Source organism: Escherichia sp. E1V33 (assembly GCF_004211955.1).
In the GTDB taxonomy this organism is placed as follows: Bacteria; Pseudomonadota; Gammaproteobacteria; order Enterobacterales; family Enterobacteriaceae; genus Escherichia.
Genome location: NZ_RHJI01000011.1, coordinates 100242 through 118344, shown reverse-complemented (window position 1 = coordinate 118344; position 18103 = coordinate 100242). Strand labels below are relative to the sequence as shown.

The 18103-nt window shown below is 53.1% G+C and carries 17 protein-coding genes; 4 read left to right on the top strand and 13 right to left on the bottom strand.

Annotated elements, in window-relative coordinates; all coding sequences use genetic code 11:
• The first annotated feature begins 23 nt into the window (after positions 1-23).
• Positions 24-326: a DNA damage response exodeoxyribonuclease YhbQ gene (yhbQ, locus tag D9742_RS12045; protein WP_130237045.1), complete on the top strand. Its 303-nt coding sequence runs from the start codon at positions 24-26 to the stop codon at positions 324-326.
• Here yhbQ and D9742_RS12040 read toward each other — a convergent pair.
• Complete coding sequence (locus tag D9742_RS12040; protein ID WP_000908553.1) at positions 313-816, bottom strand: N-acetyltransferase; 504 nt, start codon at positions 814-816, stop codon at positions 313-315. The genes yhbQ and D9742_RS12040 overlap by 14 nt on opposite strands.
• The gene (locus D9742_RS12035) at positions 810-1334 is read right to left on the bottom strand and encodes an SCP2 domain-containing protein (RefSeq protein ID WP_046081285.1); all 525 of its coding nucleotides are present in this window, start codon (positions 1332-1334) and stop codon (positions 810-812) included. Before D9742_RS12035 ends, D9742_RS12040 begins: the two co-directional genes overlap by 7 nt.
• A gap of 208 nt (positions 1335-1542) precedes the next feature.
• Here D9742_RS12035 and D9742_RS12030 point away from each other — a divergent pair, with 208 nt between their 5' ends.
• The 3 genes from D9742_RS12030 to D9742_RS12020 all read left to right on the top strand — a co-directional run bounded on the left by D9742_RS12030 (position 1543) and on the right by D9742_RS12020 (position 4513).
• Positions 1543-2538, top strand: coding sequence for a peptidase U32 family protein (locus D9742_RS12030; RefSeq protein WP_001309783.1), 996 nt, complete (start codon positions 1543-1545; stop codon positions 2536-2538).
• 8 nt (positions 2539-2546) lie between these two features.
• A complete protein-coding gene (locus tag D9742_RS12025; RefSeq protein WP_130237044.1) occupies positions 2547-3425 on the top strand; it encodes a U32 family peptidase in 879 nt (292 codons plus the stop codon).
• An 80-nt stretch (positions 3426-3505) separates the two neighbouring features.
• Positions 3506-4513, top strand: coding sequence for a luciferase-like monooxygenase (locus D9742_RS12020; RefSeq protein ID WP_097313943.1), 1008 nt, complete (start codon positions 3506-3508; stop codon positions 4511-4513).
• Between the two features lie 117 nt (positions 4514-4630).
• Here the strand turns inward: D9742_RS12020 and mtr are convergent, their stop codons facing one another.
• From mtr to rimP, 11 genes are all read right to left on the bottom strand, one after another.
• Entirely contained in the window at positions 4631-5875 is a 1245-nt protein-coding gene (gene mtr, locus D9742_RS12015) for a tryptophan permease (protein ID WP_064529541.1), read from the bottom strand.
• 153 nt (positions 5876-6028) lie between these two features.
• The gene (gene deaD, locus D9742_RS12010; protein WP_001301504.1) at positions 6029-7918 is read right to left on the bottom strand and encodes an ATP-dependent RNA helicase DeaD; all 1890 of its coding nucleotides are present in this window, start codon (positions 7916-7918) and stop codon (positions 6029-6031) included.
• Positions 7911-7991: a protein YrbN gene (gene yrbN / locus D9742_RS12005; protein WP_010723222.1), complete on the bottom strand. Its 81-nt coding sequence runs from the start codon at positions 7989-7991 to the stop codon at positions 7911-7913. Before yrbN ends, deaD begins: the two co-directional genes overlap by 8 nt.
• Positions 7992-8097: 106 nt before the next feature.
• Complete coding sequence (nlpI, locus tag D9742_RS12000; RefSeq protein ID WP_000802080.1) at positions 8098-8982, bottom strand: lipoprotein NlpI; 885 nt, start codon at positions 8980-8982, stop codon at positions 8098-8100.
• Between the two features lie 108 nt (positions 8983-9090).
• Complete coding sequence (gene pnp, locus D9742_RS11995) at positions 9091-11226, bottom strand: polyribonucleotide nucleotidyltransferase (RefSeq protein WP_001298330.1); 2136 nt, start codon at positions 11224-11226, stop codon at positions 9091-9093.
• A gap of 244 nt (positions 11227-11470) precedes the next feature.
• Entirely contained in the window at positions 11471-11740 is a 270-nt protein-coding gene (rpsO, locus tag D9742_RS11985; RefSeq protein ID WP_000059469.1) for a 30S ribosomal protein S15, read from the bottom strand.
• Between the two features lie 148 nt (positions 11741-11888).
• Positions 11889-12833, bottom strand: coding sequence for a tRNA pseudouridine(55) synthase TruB (gene truB / locus D9742_RS11980; protein WP_130237043.1), 945 nt, complete (start codon positions 12831-12833; stop codon positions 11889-11891).
• Entirely contained in the window at positions 12833-13234 is a 402-nt protein-coding gene (gene rbfA / locus D9742_RS11975) for a 30S ribosome-binding factor RbfA (protein ID WP_001040205.1), read from the bottom strand. The genes truB and rbfA overlap by 1 nt, the downstream gene beginning before the upstream one ends.
• 163 nt (positions 13235-13397) lie before the next feature.
• Entirely contained in the window at positions 13398-16070 is a 2673-nt protein-coding gene (infB, locus tag D9742_RS11970; protein ID WP_130237042.1) for a translation initiation factor IF-2, read from the bottom strand.
• 24 nt (positions 16071-16094) lie between these two features.
• A complete protein-coding gene (gene nusA, locus D9742_RS11965; protein ID WP_025238254.1) occupies positions 16095-17582 on the bottom strand; it encodes a transcription termination factor NusA in 1488 nt (495 codons plus the stop codon).
• Between the two features lie 27 nt (positions 17583-17609).
• Positions 17610-18062, bottom strand: coding sequence for a ribosome maturation factor RimP (gene rimP / locus D9742_RS11960; protein ID WP_001300397.1), 453 nt, complete (start codon positions 18060-18062; stop codon positions 17610-17612).
• Between the last annotated feature and the right edge of the window lie 41 nt (positions 18063-18103).

Sequence of the window (18103 nt, the reverse complement as noted above, 5' to 3'; positions counted from 1 at the left end):
GACCTTAACATGTGACGCAGACGATGACACCCTGGTTTCTTTACTTGATCCGTACCGCCGACAATAAGCTTTATACCGGGATCACCACGGATGTCGAACGCCGCTATCAACAACATCAGAGCGGCAAAGGGGCGAAAGCACTACGTGGAAAAGGTGAACTGACGCTGGCGTTTTCCGCACCAGTGGGCGACCGTTCGCTGGCACTACGGGCGGAATATCGCGTTAAGCAACTGACCAAACGGCAAAAAGAGCGTCTGGTAGCGGAAGGCGCAGGGTTTGCAGAGCTGTTAAGCAGTCTGCAAACCCAGGAGATTAAAAGCGATTGAAGTGATCGTGATACTCAACCAGCCCGGTTACGCCGTTCAGCGCGTCATCCGCTAAACGATGTACCTGGAAGGCGCTTTCAGTTCCCGGCCAGCGGCAACGCAGATCGTGATGCGCCGCCAGTTCAAAGCCAAAACGACTGTACAGCGCCGGATCGCCCAGCGTCACCACTGCGGCATAGCCGAACTCATTAAGCGAATCGAGTCCTTCATAGACCAGTTGGCGTGCCAGCCCCTGTCCACGGTATTTTTCATCTACCGCCAGCGGTGCCATGCCGACCCATTGCAGGTCTTCACCCTGCACATCAACCGGACTGAATGCCACATAGCCAATGACCTGACCTTCGTCATCTGTCGCCACCAGCCCCAGCGTCAGAAAGCCATCTTCACGCAGATCGTGAACCAGCTTCGCTTCCGCATCGCTTTCGAATGAACGACGCAGCAGGGCATCAATACCCGGCGCATCAATGGGAATTTCTACTCGAATTAGCATGGTTCACCTACCGATGTCTGTTTGGTTTCAGGCGCGGTTTTCATTCCCGCCTCAACAAAATCCGCCAGTTGCAGCAGCATCATGCGTAAGGCTTTCGGCATTTGCTCCAGCTCAATGGCGTCCATCAGGTTTTTTACATACAGCCCCAGTTCCGTATCGCCTTCAATCATCAGCCGACGCTGGAAGAAGAGCGTGTCCGGATCCTGTTTACGCGCCGCAATCATCAGCAGATCGCTGGCGTCGGCACTAAAACTCACATCAGCTTGCGCGTTCTGGCTAACGACCAGTTTGCCATTCACCACCGAGGTAAACCATTGCAGGTCAATATCACGCACATGAATACTTAACCAACGGCCTTCAAGGAACTCCAGCTCGCCATCGTCCAGCGCCTGACGGAATTGCCAGCTTAAGACCTGCTCAAGAACCTGGCGTTTTAGCGCAAATGGCGTCAGTTTTACCGGTACACTCAACAGAGATGGCCCCAAATGCACAATGCGGGAACGCAGTTTATCCAACACGAGTTTTACTCCCTGTTTCAACAATCATCCTATTTTGCCATATTGGAAAAATAACATAGCGGTATAAATCAACAATTCCATATGAAATTGCTGCTACCACCAATACAACTTTAACTGCCTTAAATCAAAAATTGTCGCAGCAAGGTTAACTAAAATCCCAGTTCGTTAACATTTTTGCGCTTTGACTGCGCAACCTTCAGGAAAAATTATGGAGCTGCTCTGCCCTGCCGGAAATCTCCCGGCGCTTAAGGCGGCCATCGAAAACGGCGCAGATGCTGTTTATATCGGGCTAAAAGATGATACCAACGCCCGTCACTTCGCCGGCCTTAACTTTACCGAGAAAAAATTGCAGGAAGCGGTGAGTTTTGTCCATCAACATCGCCGCAAACTTCACATCGCAATTAACACTTTTGCGCACCCGGACGGTTACGCCCGCTGGCAGCGTGCCGTGGATATGGCGGCACAACTGGGTGCCGACGCGCTGATCCTCGCCGACCTCGCCATGCTGGAATACGCCGCCGAGCGATACCCGCATATTGAGCGTCATGTGTCAGTGCAGGCTTCGGCGACCAATGAAGAGGCGATTCACTTTTATCATCGCCATTTTGACGTTGCCCGCGTGGTGCTGCCGCGCGTGTTGTCGATTCATCAGGTGAAACAGTTGGCACGGGTTACCCCTGTACCGCTGGAAGTGTTCGCTTTCGGCAGCTTGTGCATTATGTCGGAAGGCCGTTGCTATCTGTCGTCGTATCTGACAGGTGAGTCGCCCAACACCGTGGGCGCGTGTTCTCCGGCCCGTTTCGTGCGCTGGCAACAAACGCCGCAGGGGCTGGAATCCCGCCTGAACGAAGTGCTGATCGACCGTTATCAGGACGGCGAAAACGCAGGTTATCCGACGCTGTGTAAAGGGCGTTATCTGGTGGACGGTGAGCGCTATCACGCGCTGGAAGAACCAACCAGTCTCAATACCCTGGAACTGCTGCCTGAGCTAATGGCGGCGAATATTGCTTCGGTGAAAATTGAAGGCCGCCAGCGTAGCCCGGCGTATGTCAGCCAGGTGGCGAAAGTCTGGCGTCAGGCTATCGACCGTTGTAAGGCCGATCCGCAAAACTTCGTACCGCAAAGCGCGTGGATGGAGACGCTCGGGTCGATGTCCGAAGGCACGCAGACCACCCTTGGCGCGTATCACCGTAAATGGCAGTGAGAAAAGCAATGAAATATTCCTTAGGACCGGTGCTGTGGTACTGGCCAAAAGAGACGCTGGAAGAATTTTATCAGCAGGCCGCCGCCAGCAGCGCCGACGTGATTTATCTTGGTGAAGCGGTATGCAGCAAGCGTCGGGCAACCAAAGTTGGCGACTGGCTGGAGATGGCAAAATCGCTCGCCGGAAGTGGCAAGCAGATTGTGCTCTCCACGCTGGCGCTGGTGCAGGCATCCTCCGAACTGGGCGAACTGAAACGCTATGTTGAGAACGGTGAGTTTCTGATTGAAGCCAGCGATCTCGGCGTGGTGAATATGTGCGCTGAACGCAAACTGCCGTTCGTCGCCGGGCACGCGCTGAACTGCTACAACGCGGTGACGCTGAAAATATTGCTCAAACAAGGCATGATGCGCTGGTGTATGCCGGTGGAACTTTCCCGCGACTGGCTGGTGAATCTGCTTACCCAGTGCGATGAACTGGGCATTCGCAACCAGTTTGAAGTGGAAGTCCTGAGCTACGGTCATCTGCCGCTGGCCTACTCCGCCCGCTGCTTTACCGCGCGTTCGGAAGATCGCCCGAAAGATGAGTGCGAAACCTGCTGCATTAAGTATCCGAACGGGCGCAACGTGCTGTCGCAGGAGAACCAGCAAGTGTTTGTACTCAATGGCATTCAGACCATGAGCGGCTACGTTTACAACCTCGGTAACGAGCTGGCATCCATGCAGGGGCTGGTTGATGTGGTCCGCCTGTCACCGCAGGGTACTGACACTTTCGCTATGCTCGACGCCTTCCGCGCTAATGAAAATGGCGCTGCGCCACTGCCGTTGACGGCAAACAGCGATTGTAACGGCTACTGGCGGCGGCTGGCCGGGCTGGAGCTGCAAGCCTAAGTAAATAGCTCACTTTGTTAACAACTTTAACTACTCTTTAATGCAGTATTAAAGATTAATCGGTAACAAAGTGAGCTGTTATGACTGATAAAACCATTGCGTTTTCGCTACTCGATCTGGCCCCCATCCCCGAAGGTTCTTCAGCACGAGAAGCATTCTCCCACTCTCTCGACCTCGCCCGTCTGGCTGAAAAGCGCGGCTATCATCGCTACTGGCTGGCGGAACACCACAATATGACCGGCATTGCCAGTGCTGCAACGTCTGTGTTAATTGGCTATCTGGCGGCGAATACCACCACGCTGCATCTGGGGTCCGGCGGCGTGATGTTGCCCAACCATTCACCGTTGGTTATTGCCGAACAGTTCGGCACGCTTAATACACTCTATCCGGGGCGAATCGATTTGGGGCTGGGTCGTGCACCGGGTAGCGATCAGCGAACCATGATGGCGCTGCGTCGTCATATGAGCGGCGATATTGATAATTTCCCCCGCGATGTCGCAGAACTGGTGGACTGGTTTGACGCCCGCGATCCCAATCCGCATGTGCGCCCGGTACCGGGCTATGGCGAGAAAATCCCCGTGTGGTTGTTAGGCTCCAGCCTTTACAGTGCGCAACTGGCGGCGCAGCTTGGTCTGCCGTTCGCGTTTGCCTCACACTTCGCGCCGGATATGTTGTTCCAGGCGCTGCATCTTTATCGCAGCAACTTCAAGCCGTCGGCACGACTGGAAAAACCATACGCGATGGTGTGCATCAATATTATCGCTGCCGACAGCAACCGCGACGCTGAATTTCTGTTTACCTCAATGCAGCAAGCCTTTGTGAAGCTGCGCCGTGGCGAAACCGGGCAACTGCCGCCGCCAATTCAAAATATGGCTCAGTTCTGGTCGCCGTCTGAGCAGTATGGCGTGCAGCAGGCGCTGAGTATGTCGCTGGTGGGCGATAAAGCGAAAGTGCGCCATGGCTTACAGTCGATCCTGCGCGAAACCGATGCCGATGAGATTATGGTTAACGGGCAGATATTCGATCATCAAGCACGGTTGCATTCGTTTGAGCTGGCGATGGATGTGAAGGAAGAGTTGTTGGGATAGTGTGTTTTAACACGGGAAGCCTTATCCGAGCTGGCAACGCTGTCCTACGTAGGCCTGATAAGCGAAGCTCATCAGGCATTGTGTAGGCAGCAGAAATGTCGGATAAGGCACCGCTGATTACTGATACACCGGCAGCAAATTAAAGCTCGATAAAATATGGATCAATGCGTTGCCAACGCCAAACACCAGAATCAGCACAATCATCGGCTTGCCGCCCCAGACGCGGAATTTCGGGCTACCAAAGCGTTTACGTGATGCGCGGGCCAGCAGCGCCGGAACAATTGCCGCCCAGATGGTAGCCGCTAAGCCAGCATAACCAATGGCGTACAGGAATCCGTTAGGAAACAGCAGGCCACCCACAACAGGCGGGGCAAAGGTCAGCAGTGCCGTTTTAAAACGGCCTAGGGCCGAGTCGTCGAAACCAAACAGATCCGCCAGATAGTCGAACAGACCCAGCGTTACACCGAGGAACGAACTCGCTACCGCAAAGTTTGAGAACACGACCAGCAGAAGGTCCAGACTACGGCTGTTTAATACACCGCTTAGCGCCTGTACCAGCACATCAATATTACCGCCCTTCTCGGCAATGCCGATAAACTCCGGACGAGGGATGTTGCCCATCGTCGCCAGCAACCAGATGGTATACAGCGCCAGTGCCATCAGCGTACCGTACACCAGGCATTTCACGATGGTTTTCGGATCTTTGCCGTAATACTTCATCAGGCTCGGCACGTTACCGTGATAACCAAACGATGCCAGACAGAACGGTAACGTCATCAGCAAATACGGTGCATAAGACGCATTGCTTTCCGCGACGTTGAACAAGGTAGCCGGCTGCACATGCCCCAGCAAACTGCCGAAGGTGAGGAAGAAGGTAATGACTTTCGCCCCCAGCACAATCGCCGTCATGCGGCTGACCGCTTTGGTGCTCAACCACACCACAAAAGCCACCAACAGTGCAAAACCAAAACCCGCTGCCCGTGCCGGGACGTTTAACGACATCTCCGCGAAGGTGTGATGCAGAATCGAACCACTGGCAGAAATATAGGCATAGGTCAGGATATAGAGCACAAAGGCAATGGAAATGCCGTTGACCACATTCCAACCTTTGCCCAGCAAATCTTTAGTGATGGTGTCAAAGCTCGAACCGATTCGGTAATTCAGGTTAGCTTCCAGGATCATCAAGCCGGAATGCAGCATACAGAACCAGGTGAAGATCAGCGCCGCCATTGACCAGAAGAACCACGCACCGGACATGACCACTGGCAGAGAAAACATCCCTGCGCCAATAATGGTGCCGCCGATAATCACCACGCCGCCAAGCAGCGACGGTGACGTTTGGGTGGTGGTTAGTGTTGCCATGAGGGCTTCTCTCCAGTGAAAAATAGTGCGACTGCGTTGTTATGCATTGCACTGTACCAGTACATGAGTACAAAAGACAGAAAAAAAGCCCCGATTGTTAAAATCGGGGCTGTATATATTATTTTACAGTTTGTGTTCGCTAATCAGCGATGATTACGCATCACCACCGAAACGGCGACGACCGGTAGAATCATCACGACGCGGTGCGCGGCCTTCACGACGTTCGCCGCTGAAACGACGACCATCACCACGACCACCTTCACGGCGTTCACCGCTGAAGTTACGACCGCCTTCACGACGTTCGCCACTGAAACCACGACCACCGCCACGACGCTCACCGCCAGTATGCGGCTGTGCATCGCCCAGCAACTGCATGTTCATCGGCTTGTTGAGGATGCGAGTACGCGTAAAGTGCTGCAGCACTTCACCCGGCATACCTTTCGGCAGTTCGATGGTGGAGTGAGATGCAAACAGCTTGATGTTACCGATGTAACGGCTGCTGATGTCGCCTTCGTTAGCAATCGCGCCAACGATATGACGAACTTCAACACCATCATCGCGGCCCACTTCAATGCGGTACAGCTGCATGTCGCCAACATCACGACGTTCACGACGCGGACGATCTTCACGGTCGCCACGCGGGCCACGGTCGTTACGATCGCGCGGACCACGATCATCACGGTCACGGAACTCACGCTTCGGACGCATCGGCGCATCTGGCGGCACGATCAGAGTACGTTCACCCTGGGCCATTTTCAGCAGTGCGGCTGCCAGAGTTTCGAGATCCAGCTCTTCACCTTCTGCAGTCGGCTGAATTTTGCTCAACAGTGCGCGGTATTGATCCAGATCGCTACTTTCCAGTTGCTGCTGTACTTTAGCAGCGAATTTTTCCAGACGGCGTTTGCCCAGCAGTTCTGCGTTCGGCAGTTCTACTTCCGGAATGGTCAGCTTCATGGTGCGTTCAATGTTGCGCAGCAGACGACGCTCGCGGTTCTCAACGAACAGCAGCGCGCGGCCAGCACGACCCGCACGACCGGTACGACCGATACGGTGAACGTAAGACTCAGAATCCATCGGGATATCGTAGTTTACGACCAGGCTGATACGCTCAACGTCCAGGCCACGGGCCGCAACGTCGGTCGCAATCAGGATGTCCAGTCGACCGTCTTTCAGACGTTCCAGCGTCTGCTCACGCAGCGCCTGGTTCATGTCACCGTTCAGCGCGGCGCTGTTGTAACCATTACGCTCAAGGGCTTCTGCCACTTCCAGAGTCGCGTTTTTGGTACGAACGAAGATAATCGCCGCATCAAAATCTTCCGCTTCCAGGAAACGTACCAGTGCTTCGTTTTTACGCATCCCCCAGACAGTCCAGTAGCTCTGGCTGATGTCAGGACGGGTCGTTACGCTGGACTGAATGCGCACTTCCTGCGGCTCTTTCATAAAGCGGCGGGTAATGCGACGAATCGCTTCCGGCATGGTTGCAGAGAACAGAGCGGTCTGATGACCTTCCGGGATCTGCGCCATAATGGTTTCAACATCTTCGATGAAGCCCATGCGCAGCATTTCGTCAGCTTCATCCAGAACCAGACCGCTCAGTTTAGAGAGGTCCAGAGTGCCACGTTTCAGGTGGTCCAGCAGACGGCCCGGAGTACCGACAACGATCTGCGGCCCCTGACGCAGGGCGCGTAATTGCACGTCATAACGCTGGCCGCCGTACAGGGCAACCACGTTTACGCCGCGCATGTGTTTAGAGAAATCCGTCATTGCTTCAGCAACCTGTACCGCCAGTTCGCGGGTCGGTGCCAGCACCAGAATCTGTGGTGCTTTCAGCTCAGGATCAAGATTCTGCAGCAGAGGTAAAGAGAATGCTGCAGTTTTTCCGCTCCCCGTCTGGGCCATACCCAGAACGTCGCGGCCATTCAGCAGATGTGGAATACACTCTGCCTGAATTGGAGATGGTTTTTCGTAACCCAGATCGTTAAGGGCTTCAAGGATAGGAGCCTTCAGGCCCAGATCTGCAAAAGTGGTTTCGAATTCAGCCATGTAGTACGTGTGCCTCAAAATTAATGGCGGCCAGTCTACATAACTCATCATGAAATTGATCAGCAATTTTCATTGAAAAGTGTGAACCGGCTCAAAGTAGGTGTATTAACGAACAACAACGCCCTCACCCGTTAAGGTGATGGCAATCAAAAAAGATTACGGGCTGATGTGTACGTCAGCTATTGCTGGTCCGATTCTGCCAGGTCATCTTGGTCCTGGCCCAGGAGCGATAATTCCAACAATGCGTATCGGTGCTCAACAAAGTTATGAACGTTGTTGGCAACCGCCAGTTTGAACAGTGCCGTGGCGCTGTCCAAATCCCCCAGACTTAGGTAGTACTTACCTAAATAGAAGTTGGTTTCACTGAGATGCTCAGCGAGCGAGGTGTTATCCGTTGCGTCCGCCTTGAGCCTTTCCATTAACGTTTGTTCGCTAATGTTGCCCAGGTAGAACTCGACAATGTTCCATCCCCACTGCTCCTTGTCCGATTTTTCGAAGTGCTGTTTCAACACTTCTTTAGCCTGCTTCTCATCGAGCTTCTGCTCGGCGAGATAAAGCCACAAACTACGGAAAGGATCATTGGGATCGTCTTGATAAAACGCCAGCAGATCATCTTGCGCTAACTTGTCACGACCGCCGTAATATAATGCGATCCCGCGATTCAAGTGCGCGTAGTTGTAAGTTGGATCAAGCTCAAGTACAGAATCAAACGCTTCATAGGCAGCATCAAAATTGCCTGCCTGCGTTAAATATATGCCTAAGTAATTGAATACTTCAGGCATATCCGGTCGGATTGCCAGCGCTTGCGAAAAATCGTTACGCGCTAATGCCCTCAGACCGAGACTATCATACAACACTCCGCGCTCATATAAAAGCTGTGCGCGTTCGTCATCGGTTAAAGCCCGACTGGCAAGGATTTGTTCCATACGTGCCAGAATCACTTCCTGCTGTAAAGTCGGTTGCAATGGTACCGCGAGGACTTCACTTTTACGCCAGGAAGTATTACTGCATCCTGCAAGCGTAAGTGCTGTCGCAACGAAACACCAGCGCAAAAAAGGCTTCATTTCCCACTCCCGAAGACCACGGTTGAATGAACGTCCTGTTCCCGGTTGCTAACAAGGCGTCCTGCCCGGTTAAAAGCCCCCCGCCGCAGCGGAGGGCAAATGGCAACCTTACTCGCCCTGTTCAGCAGCCGGAGCTTCCGGTGCTGCAGCAGGTTGAGACTGCTCAGTCGCTTCTTTAATGCTCAGACGGATACGGCCCTGGCGATCAACTTCCAGAACTTTCACCGGAACTTCCTGACCCATCTGCAGGTAATCGGTCACTTTCTCAACGCGTTTGTCAGCGATCTGAGAGATGTGTACCAGACCTTCTTTACCGCCGCCGATGGCAACAAATGCGCCAAAGTCAACGATACGGGTCACTTTACCATTGTAGACGCGGCCCACTTCAATTTCTGCAGTGATCTCTTCGATACGACGAATAGCATGTTTCGCTTTTTCGCCATCGGTCGCTGCGATCTTCACAGTACCGTCATCTTCGATTTCGATGGTGGTGCCAGTTTCTTCGGTCAGGGCACGGATAACAGAACCGCCTTTACCGATAACGTCTTTGATCTTGTCCGGGTTGATCTTGATGGTATGGATACGCGGAGCGAACTCAGAGATATCGCCGCGCGGCGCGTTGATCGCCTGTTCCATTACGCCCAGGATGTGCAGACGCGCACCTTTAGCCTGATTCAGCGCAACCTGCATGATCTCTTTGGTGATACCTTCAATTTTGATATCCATCTGCAGTGCAGAGATACCGTCGCGAGAACCCGCAACTTTGAAGTCCATATCGCCCAGGTGATCTTCGTCGCCCAGGATGTCAGACAGTACAACGTAGTTGTCGCCTTCTTTCACCAGACCCATTGCGATACCCGCAACAGCGGCTTTGATCGGCACACCGGCGTCCATCAGCGCCAGAGACGCGCCGCACACGGAAGCCATAGAAGAAGAACCGTTAGATTCGGTAATTTCAGACACAACACGTACGGTGTACGGGAATTTGTCCATATCCGGCATTACTGCCAGCACACCGCGCTTCGCCAGACGACCGTGACCAATTTCACGACGCTTCGGAGAACCGACCATGCCGGTTTCGCCTACGGAGTACGGAGGGAAGTTGTAGTGGAACAGGAAGGTGTCAGTACGTTCGCCCATCAGTTCATCAAGAACCTGCGCGTCACGTGCAGTACCCAGCGTTGCGGTAACCAGCGCCTGAGTTTCACCACGGGTGAACAGAGCAGAACCGTGAGTGCGCGGCAGCACACCAGTACGTACATCCAGACCACGGATCATATCTTTTTCACGGCCGTCGATACGCGGTTCGCCTGCCAGTACGCGGCTACGAACAACGTTTTTCTCGATAGCGTGCAGAATTTCACCCAGTTCGTTTTCGTCCAGGGTTTCGTCTTCAGCAAGCAGCGTCGCGATGGTTTCAGATTTGATGACATCAACCTGCGCATAACGCTCTTGTTTGTCGGTGATGCGGTAAGCATCGCTCAGACGAGCTTCAGCCAGTGCAGCAACGCGCGCGTTCAGCGCTTCGTTTACCGGCTCCGGCTGCCAGTCCCAACGCGGTTTACCGGCTTCTTTCACCAATTCATTGATGTTCTGAATAACAACCTGCTGTTGTTCATGACCGAACACTACTGCGCCCAGCATCTGGTCTTCGCTCAGCAGTTCAGCTTCAGATTCAACCATCAGTACAGCGGCTTCAGTACCCGCAACAACCAAGTCCAGTTTGCTCTCTTTCAGCTCGTCCTGAGTCGGATTCAGTACGTACTGGTCATTGATGTAACCTACGCGAGCAGCACCAATCGGACCATTGAACGGAATACCAGACAGAGACAGTGCTGCGGAAGCACCAATCATCGCAACGATATCCGGGTTAACCTGCGGATTTACAGAAACCACGGTGGCGATAACCTGAACTTCGTTGACGAAACCTTCCGGGAACAGCGGGCGAATCGGGCGGTCAATCAGACGCGCGATCAGGGTTTCGCCTTCGCTTGGGCGGCCTTCACGACGGAAGAAGCTACCCGGGATACGACCAGCAGCGTAGGTACGCTCCTGATAGTTAACGGTCAGCGGGAAGAAGTCCTGACCTGGTTTGGCTTTTTTCTGGCCGACAACGGTAACAAATACCGCGGTGTCATCCATGCTAACCATAACAGCGGCAGTGGCTTGACGCGCCATCATGCCGGTTTCCAGAGTCACGGTATGTTGGCCGTACTGGAATTTACGAACGATCGGATTAAGCAATGTAATACCCTTTTCTTTCTTAGACAGCACCTTACGGTACTGGTGTTAATACCCGATCTTCTGCGCATCCTCGCGACTAATGACAACCCTAACCCAGCCAAATGTGGGTAAAGCCTCTCATTAGCCGCGCGAACCTCTGCAACGGAAGATCATTCATAGCAACAATACATTAGTTTCCAGTGAATTGCTGCCGTCAGTTTGAAAAAAGGGGCCACTCAGGCCCCTTTTCTGAAACTCGCAAGAATTAGCGACGCAGACCCAGGCGCTCGATGAGCTGGGTGTAACGTGCTACGTCTTTACGTTTCAGGTAGTCGAGCAGTTTACGACGCTGAGAAACCATGCGCAGCAGACCACGACGGCTGTGGTGATCTTTTTTGTGCTCTGCAAAGTGGCCCTGCAGGTGGTTGATCTGTGCAGTCAGCAGTGCTACCTGAACTTCAGTAGAACCAGTGTCGTTTGCACCACGACCAAACTCAGAAACGATTTTAGCTGTTGCTTCAGTACTTAGAGACATTTTAAAACTCCAAAGTATATAGAATGAAAGGACGCCGATCTCTAATTCAGCGATCCCAGTGTACGTTACGCAAAGTGTTAAACAATTTACGCGACGTTAAGCGGCAGTATTCTACTCGTAGCGACCTGTTATCGCAAGACGGTTAACATTACGCCGGGTATTCAACCACCAGGCGACGAGGCGCGACGCGGCCTTCATCGTCAATTTCGCCCATACCGATAAACTTGCCGCTCTCACCTTCTGTAACACGAACCAGTCCTTCCAGCGGCGCACCGGATGTACGAACCGGGTTACCATTTTTGAAGTAAACAGAAGACGTTAACGGAAGATTTACCACAGGATAGTCCGAAGCTGGACTGTCCATTGGCATCAGTAATGGATCGAGTAACTCCGCAGCCGGAATATCCTGCTGTTCGGCTTGCTCAACAAGTTCACGCAGGTGCTCCAGGGTCACCATCCGTTCAACCGGATATTTACTTACCGCCAGACGGCGCAGGTAAATAACATGCGCGCCACAGCCGAGTTTCTCACCCAGGTCGTCAATGATAGTGCGGATATAAGTGCCTTTTGAGCAGTGAATTTCCAGCTCCAGCTCATTGCCTTCATGGCGAATAAACAGCAATTCATAAACGGTAATCGGACGCGCTTCACGCGGAACTTCAATGCCCTGACGCGCATATTCGTACAGTTTTTTGCCCTGGTATTTCAGTGCTGAATACATCGATGGGATCTGTTCGATATCGCCACGGAAAGTATCCAGTGCCGCCGCCAGTTGTTCTGCACTAAAGGTTACCGGACGCTCTTCAACGATTTGTCCGTCGGCGTCAGAAGTATCGGTACGCTGTCCAAGACGCGCAATGACCCGATAGCGTTTGTCGGAGTCCAGCAGATACTGGGAAAACTTCGTCGCTTCCCCGAGGCAAATCGGCAACATGCCGGTCGCCAGCGGGTCCAGCGCACCGGTATGACCGGCACGGTTGGCGTTATAAATCCGTTTCACTTTTTGCAGCGCATCGTTGCTGGACATACCCTGAGGTTTATCCAGCAACAAAACGCCGTTAATGTCGCGACCGCGACGACGAGGACGACTCATTAGTCCTCCTTGCTGTCGTCCGGGTTAACACGACGTTCTTCGTCATGTTTGACCACGCTGGTCACCAGGTTTGACATGCGCATCCCTTCAACCAGAGAGTTGTCGTAGAAGAAGGTCAGTTCCGGCACGATACGCAGGCGCATCGCTTTACCCAGCAGGCTGCGGATGAAACCAGAAGCTTCCTGCAACGCTTTGATGCCCGCTTTAACCGCGTCTTCATCTTTGTCGTTGAGGAAAGTCACATACACTTTGGCATACGCCAGATCACGAGACATCTCGACACCGGAAACGGTGGTCATCATGCCCAGACGAGGGTCTTTAATTTCGCGTTGCAGGATGAGAGCGATCTCTTTTTGCATTTCCTGCGCTACGCGCTGCGGGCGACCAAATTCTTTCGCCATAATAAATTCTCCTGACAAAAAAGGGGCTGTTAGCCCCTTTTTAAAATTAATTTCAGGTGGAAGGGCTGTTCACGTTGGCCTGATAAGACGCGCCAGCGTCGCATCAGGCAATCCATGCCGGATGCGGCGTAAACGCCTTATCCCGCATGGAACCCTAAAAACCTTAAGCGATGGTACGTTGGATCTCGATGATTTCGAATACTTCGATCACATCGCCAGTACGGACGTCGTTGTAGTTCTTAACGCCGATACCACATTCCATACCGTTACGGACTTCGTTAACGTCATCTTTGAAGCGGCGCAGGGACTCCAGCTCGCCTTCATAGATAACCACGTTGTCACGCAGAACGCGGATCGGGTTGTGACGTTTAACCACACCTTCGGTAACCATACAGCCTGCGATGGCACCAAATTTCGGCGATTTGAACACGTCACGAACTTCCGCCAGACCGATAATCTGCTGTTTCAGTTCCGGAGACAGCATACCGCTCATCGCCGCTTTCACTTCGTCGATCAGGTTATAGATGACGGAGTAGTAACGCAGATCCAGGCTTTCAGCCTCAATCACTTTACGCGCAGATGCATCGGCACGAACGTTAAAGCCAACCAGAATAGCGTTGGATGCTGCCGCCAGGGTGGCGTCGGTTTCGGTGATACCACCTACGCCAGAACCGATGATCTTCACTTTAACTTCGTCAGTAGACAGTTTCAGCAAGGAGTCGGAGATCGCTTCTACAGAACCCTGAACGTCAGCCTTCAGCACGATATTCACTTCGTGAACTTCGCCTTCGGTCATGTTGGCGAACATGTTCTCGAGTTTAGATTTCTGCTGACGCGCCAGTTTAACTTCGCGGAATTTACCCTGACGATAGAGTGCAACTTCACGCGCTTTCTTCTCGTCACGTACAACGGTCACTTCATCACCCGCAGCCGGTACGCCGGACAGGCCGAGGATTTCCACCGGAATGGACGGACCCGCTTCCAGCACTTCCTGACCCAGTTCGTTACGCATTGCACGAACACGACCGTATTCGAAGCCACACAGAACGATGTCGCCCTTGTGCAGAGTACCTTCACGTACCAGAACGGTAGCAACCGGACCACGACCTTTATCGAGGAAGGATTCGATAACCGCACCGCTCGCCATACCTTTACGTACCGCTTTCAGCTCCAGAACTTCCGCCTGCAGCAGGATAGCGTCCAGCAGTTCATCGATACCGGTACCCGCTTTCGCAGACACGTGTACGAACTGGCTTTCACCGCCCCACTCTTCCGGCAGGATGCCGTACTGGGAGAGTTCGTTCTTAACGCGATCCGGATCGGCTTCTGGTTTATCGATCTTGTTCACTGCAACAACCACCGGTACCTGCGCCGCTTTCGCGTGCTGGATTGCTTCGATGGTCTGCGGCATTACGCCGTCGTCGGCAGCAACAACCAGGACTACGATGTCAGTTGCCTGCGCACCACGTGCACGCATTGAAGTAAACGCGGCGTGCCCCGGGGTGTCCAGGAAAGTGATCATGCCGTTGTCAGTTTCAACGTGGTATGCACCAATGTGCTGGGTAATGCCGCCCGCTTCGCCAGAGGCCACTTTCGTTGAACGAATGTAGTCCAGCAGAGAGGTTTTACCGTGGTCAACGTGACCCATGATGGTTACAACCGGAGCGCGCGGTTCAGCCGCAGCACCCGTGTCACGGTCGCTCATTACCGCTTCTTCCAGCTCGTTTTCACGACGCAGGATAACTTTGTGGCCCATCTCTTCAGCAACCAGCTGTGCGGTTTCCTGGTCGATAACCTGGTTGATGGTTGCCATTGCGCCCAGTTTCATCATCGCTTTGATGACCTGAGAGCCTTTAACCGCCATCTTGTTAGCCAGTTCGCCTACAGTAATGGTTTCGCCAATCACAACGTCACGGTTAACGGCCTGAGCTGGCTTCTGGAAGCCTTGCTGCAGCGAAGAACCTTTACGTTTTCCGCCTTTACCGCCACGTACTGCTGCGCGTGCTTCTTCACGATCAGCTTTTGATTCAGCGTGTTTGTTGCCTTTCTTCGGACGCGCTGCTTTCGCGTTACGACCACGGCCACGGCCGCCTTCGACTTCACGATCGCTTTCGTCTTCTGCCTGGCGAGCATGTTGAGAAGTAGTGACATGATAATCGCTGGAATCTTCAGTCGGTTCCGCGTTATCAGTCCATTTGTTTTCTTCCGCCATACGACGTGCTTCTTCAGCAACGCGACGTGCTTCTTCTTCGAGTTTACGACGCGCTTCTTCTTCAGCTTTACGCTTGAGCTCTGCAGCTTCCTGCTCACGGCGGGCTTTTTCAGCCTGGGCGGTTTTAGTCATATCGTCTTGTTGATTGCTCACTTTGTCTTTTTCCGCAGCTTCACGTTTCGCTTGTTCAGCGGCTTCACGTTTAGCTTGTTCTGCGGCCTCACGTTCAGCTTTTTGTTGCGCCTCGCGTTTGGCCGATTCTTCTGCCTCACGACGGGCTTGCTCTTCCGCTTCACGCTGCGCTTGCTCTTCCGCCGCAAGGCGCTCGGCCTCTTGCGGGTCACGTTTCACAAAGGTGCGTTTCTTGCGGACTTCGATTTGTACCGATTTGCTTTTTCCACCGGTACCAGGAATGTTAAGGGTGCTGCGTGTTTTACGCTGCAGCGTCAATTTGTCCGGGCCTGAATTTTTCTGATTCAGGTGGTCAATCAAAGTCTGTTTCTCTTGTGCGGACACAGAGTCGTCAGCAGACTTCCGGATACCTGCATCAGCAAATTGCTGTACCAGGCGTTCCACGGAGGTCTGTCGCTCTGCGGCCAGCGTTTTAATCGTTACATCTGTCATGCTGTTCCTTCCTGCTACAGTTTATTACGCTTCGTCACCGAACCAGCAAATATTACGGGCAGCCATAATCAGTGCTCCGGCTTTTTCGTCGGTCAACCCTTCGATATCAGCCAGATCATCAATGCCCTGTTCGGCGAGATCTTCCAGCGTACAAACGCCACGGGCGGCCAGTTTGAATGCCAAATCACGATCCATCCCTTCAAGGTTCAGCAGATCGTCAGCCGGCTTGTTATCACCGAGGCTTTCTTCCTGGGCCTGTGCAATGGTGGCCAGTGCATTTTTAGCACGCTCGCGCAGTGCTTCAACGGTCGGCTCATCAAGGCCTTCGATTTCCAACAGCTCTTTCATCGGCACATAGGCCAGTTCTTCCAGCGTCGAGAAGCCTTCTTCTACCAGAACAGTCGCGAAGTCTTCGTCGATGTCGAGATATTTGGTGAAGGTGTCAATCGCTGCGTGTGCTTCCGCCTGATGCTTAGCCTGCAGGTCGTCAACGGTCATCACATTGAGTTCCCAACCGCTCAGCTGCGAAGCCAGACGCACGTTCTGACCGTTACGGCCAATCGCCTGCGCCAGGTTACCGGCTTCAACGGCGATATCCATGGTGTGTTTATCTTCATCCACCACGATAGAAGCAACGTCTGCCGGTGCCATCGCGTTAATCACGAACTGCGCTGGGTTATCATCCCACAGAACGATATCGATACGCTCGCCGCCCAGTTCAGTAGAAACCGCCTGAACACGCGCGCCGCGCATACCTACGCAAGCACCTACCGGATCGATACGTTTATCGTTGGTTTTCACCGCGATTTTCGCACGAGACCCCGGATCGCGAGCCGCTGCTTTAATTTCAATCACTTCTTCGCCGATTTCCGGCACTTCAATGCGGAACAGTTCGATCAGCATTTCCGGTTTGGAACGGGTGACGAACAGTTGCGCGCCACGCGCTTCCGGGCGAACAGAATAGAGCACGCCACGAACGCGGTCGCCAGGGCGGAAGTTTTCACGCGGTAGCATATCTTCGCGCAGGATCACGGCTTCAGCGTTGTTGCCCAGATCCAGAGAGATATTGTCGCGGTTTACTTTTTTCACCACGCCGGTGATGATTTCACCTTCGTGTTCACGGAACTGATCAACCACCATCGCACGTTCGGCTTCACGCACTTTCTGTACGATAACCTGTTTTGCCGTCTGGGTGGTGATACGGTCAAAGGTGACAGACTCAATCTGATCTTCAACGTAATCGCCCAGGTTCAGGCTTTCATCTTCAAAGCGCGCAGCTTCAAGGGTGATTTCTTTCGTCGGCTGGGTGACTTCATCAACTACCAGCCAGCGACGGAAGGTGTCAAAATCACCGCTTTTGCGATCGATCTGTACGCGGACGTCGATCTCTTGTTCATATTTTTTCTTTGTTGCTGTCGCCAGCGCGCTTTCCAATGCTTCGAAAATCTTCTCGCGAGGTAGCGCCTTTTCATTGGATACGGCTTCAACTACAGCCAAAATTTCTTTGTTCATCGCGGGCTTTTCACCTCATCCAGACTATTAAAAGTGGGGAACCAGGTTCGCCTTCTGGATATTACTCAGCGCGAACACTTCATCTTTACCTTCGACGGTAACTGTGATCATTTCACCGTCTACCGCTTTGATAACGCCCTGCCATTTACGACGGTTTTGTACCGCCATACGGAGAACCAGAGTCACCTCTTCTCCGACGAAACGGGCGTAGTGTTCAGCCGTGAACAGTGGGCGATCGAGCCCCGGTGAGGAGACTTCCAGGTTATAAGCAACGGTGATGGGATCTTCAACATCCAGCACAGCGCTTACCTGGTGGCTCACATCAGCACAATCATCAACATTGATGCCATCTTCACTATCAATATAGATGCGCAGTGTGGATGTGCGACCGCGAATAAACTCGATGCCAACCAGTTCAAAACCCAGGGCCTCAACTGGCGCAGTAATCATCTCTGTTAATTTTTGCTCTAATGTGGACAAGCCCACCCCCAAGACATAAAAAAAGGGCCTAAAGCCCAGTT

Bases quoted from the DNA above. Each gene is read 5' to 3' on its own strand.
- nusA (WP_025238254.1), bottom strand. From the start codon at position 17,582: ATGAACAAAGAAATTTTGGCTGTAGTTGAAGCCGTATCCAATGAAAAG.
- D9742_RS12030 (WP_001309783.1), top strand. From the start codon at position 1,543: ATGGAGCTGCTCTGCCCTGCCGGAAATCTCCCGGCGCTTAAGGCGGCC.
- deaD (WP_001301504.1), bottom strand. From the start codon at position 7,918: ATGGCTGAATTCGAAACCACTTTTGCAGATCTGGGCCTGAAGGCTCCT.
- nlpI (WP_000802080.1), bottom strand. From the start codon at position 8,982: ATGAAGCCTTTTTTGCGCTGGTGTTTCGTTGCGACAGCACTTACGCTT.
- yhbQ (WP_130237045.1), top strand. From the start codon at position 24: ATGACACCCTGGTTTCTTTACTTGATCCGTACCGCCGACAATAAGCTT.
- yrbN (WP_010723222.1), bottom strand. From the start codon at position 7,991: ATGAAAATTGCTGATCAATTTCATGATGAGTTATGTAGACTGGCCGCC.
- infB (WP_130237042.1), bottom strand. From the start codon at position 16,070: ATGACAGATGTAACGATTAAAACGCTGGCCGCAGAGCGACAGACCTCC.
- D9742_RS12040 (WP_000908553.1), bottom strand. From the start codon at position 816: ATGCTAATTCGAGTAGAAATTCCCATTGATGCGCCGGGTATTGATGCC.
- rbfA (WP_001040205.1), bottom strand. From the start codon at position 13,234: ATGGCGAAAGAATTTGGTCGCCCGCAGCGCGTAGCGCAGGAAATGCAA.
- D9742_RS12025 (WP_130237044.1), top strand. From the start codon at position 2,547: ATGAAATATTCCTTAGGACCGGTGCTGTGGTACTGGCCAAAAGAGACG.
- mtr (WP_064529541.1), bottom strand. From the start codon at position 5,875: ATGGCAACACTAACCACCACCCAAACGTCACCGTCGCTGCTTGGCGGC.
- D9742_RS12020 (WP_097313943.1), top strand. From the start codon at position 3,506: ATGACTGATAAAACCATTGCGTTTTCGCTACTCGATCTGGCCCCCATC.
- truB (WP_130237043.1), bottom strand. From the start codon at position 12,833: ATGAGTCGTCCTCGTCGTCGCGGTCGCGACATTAACGGCGTTTTGTTG.
- rpsO (WP_000059469.1), bottom strand. From the start codon at position 11,740: ATGTCTCTAAGTACTGAAGCAACAGCTAAAATCGTTTCTGAGTTTGGT.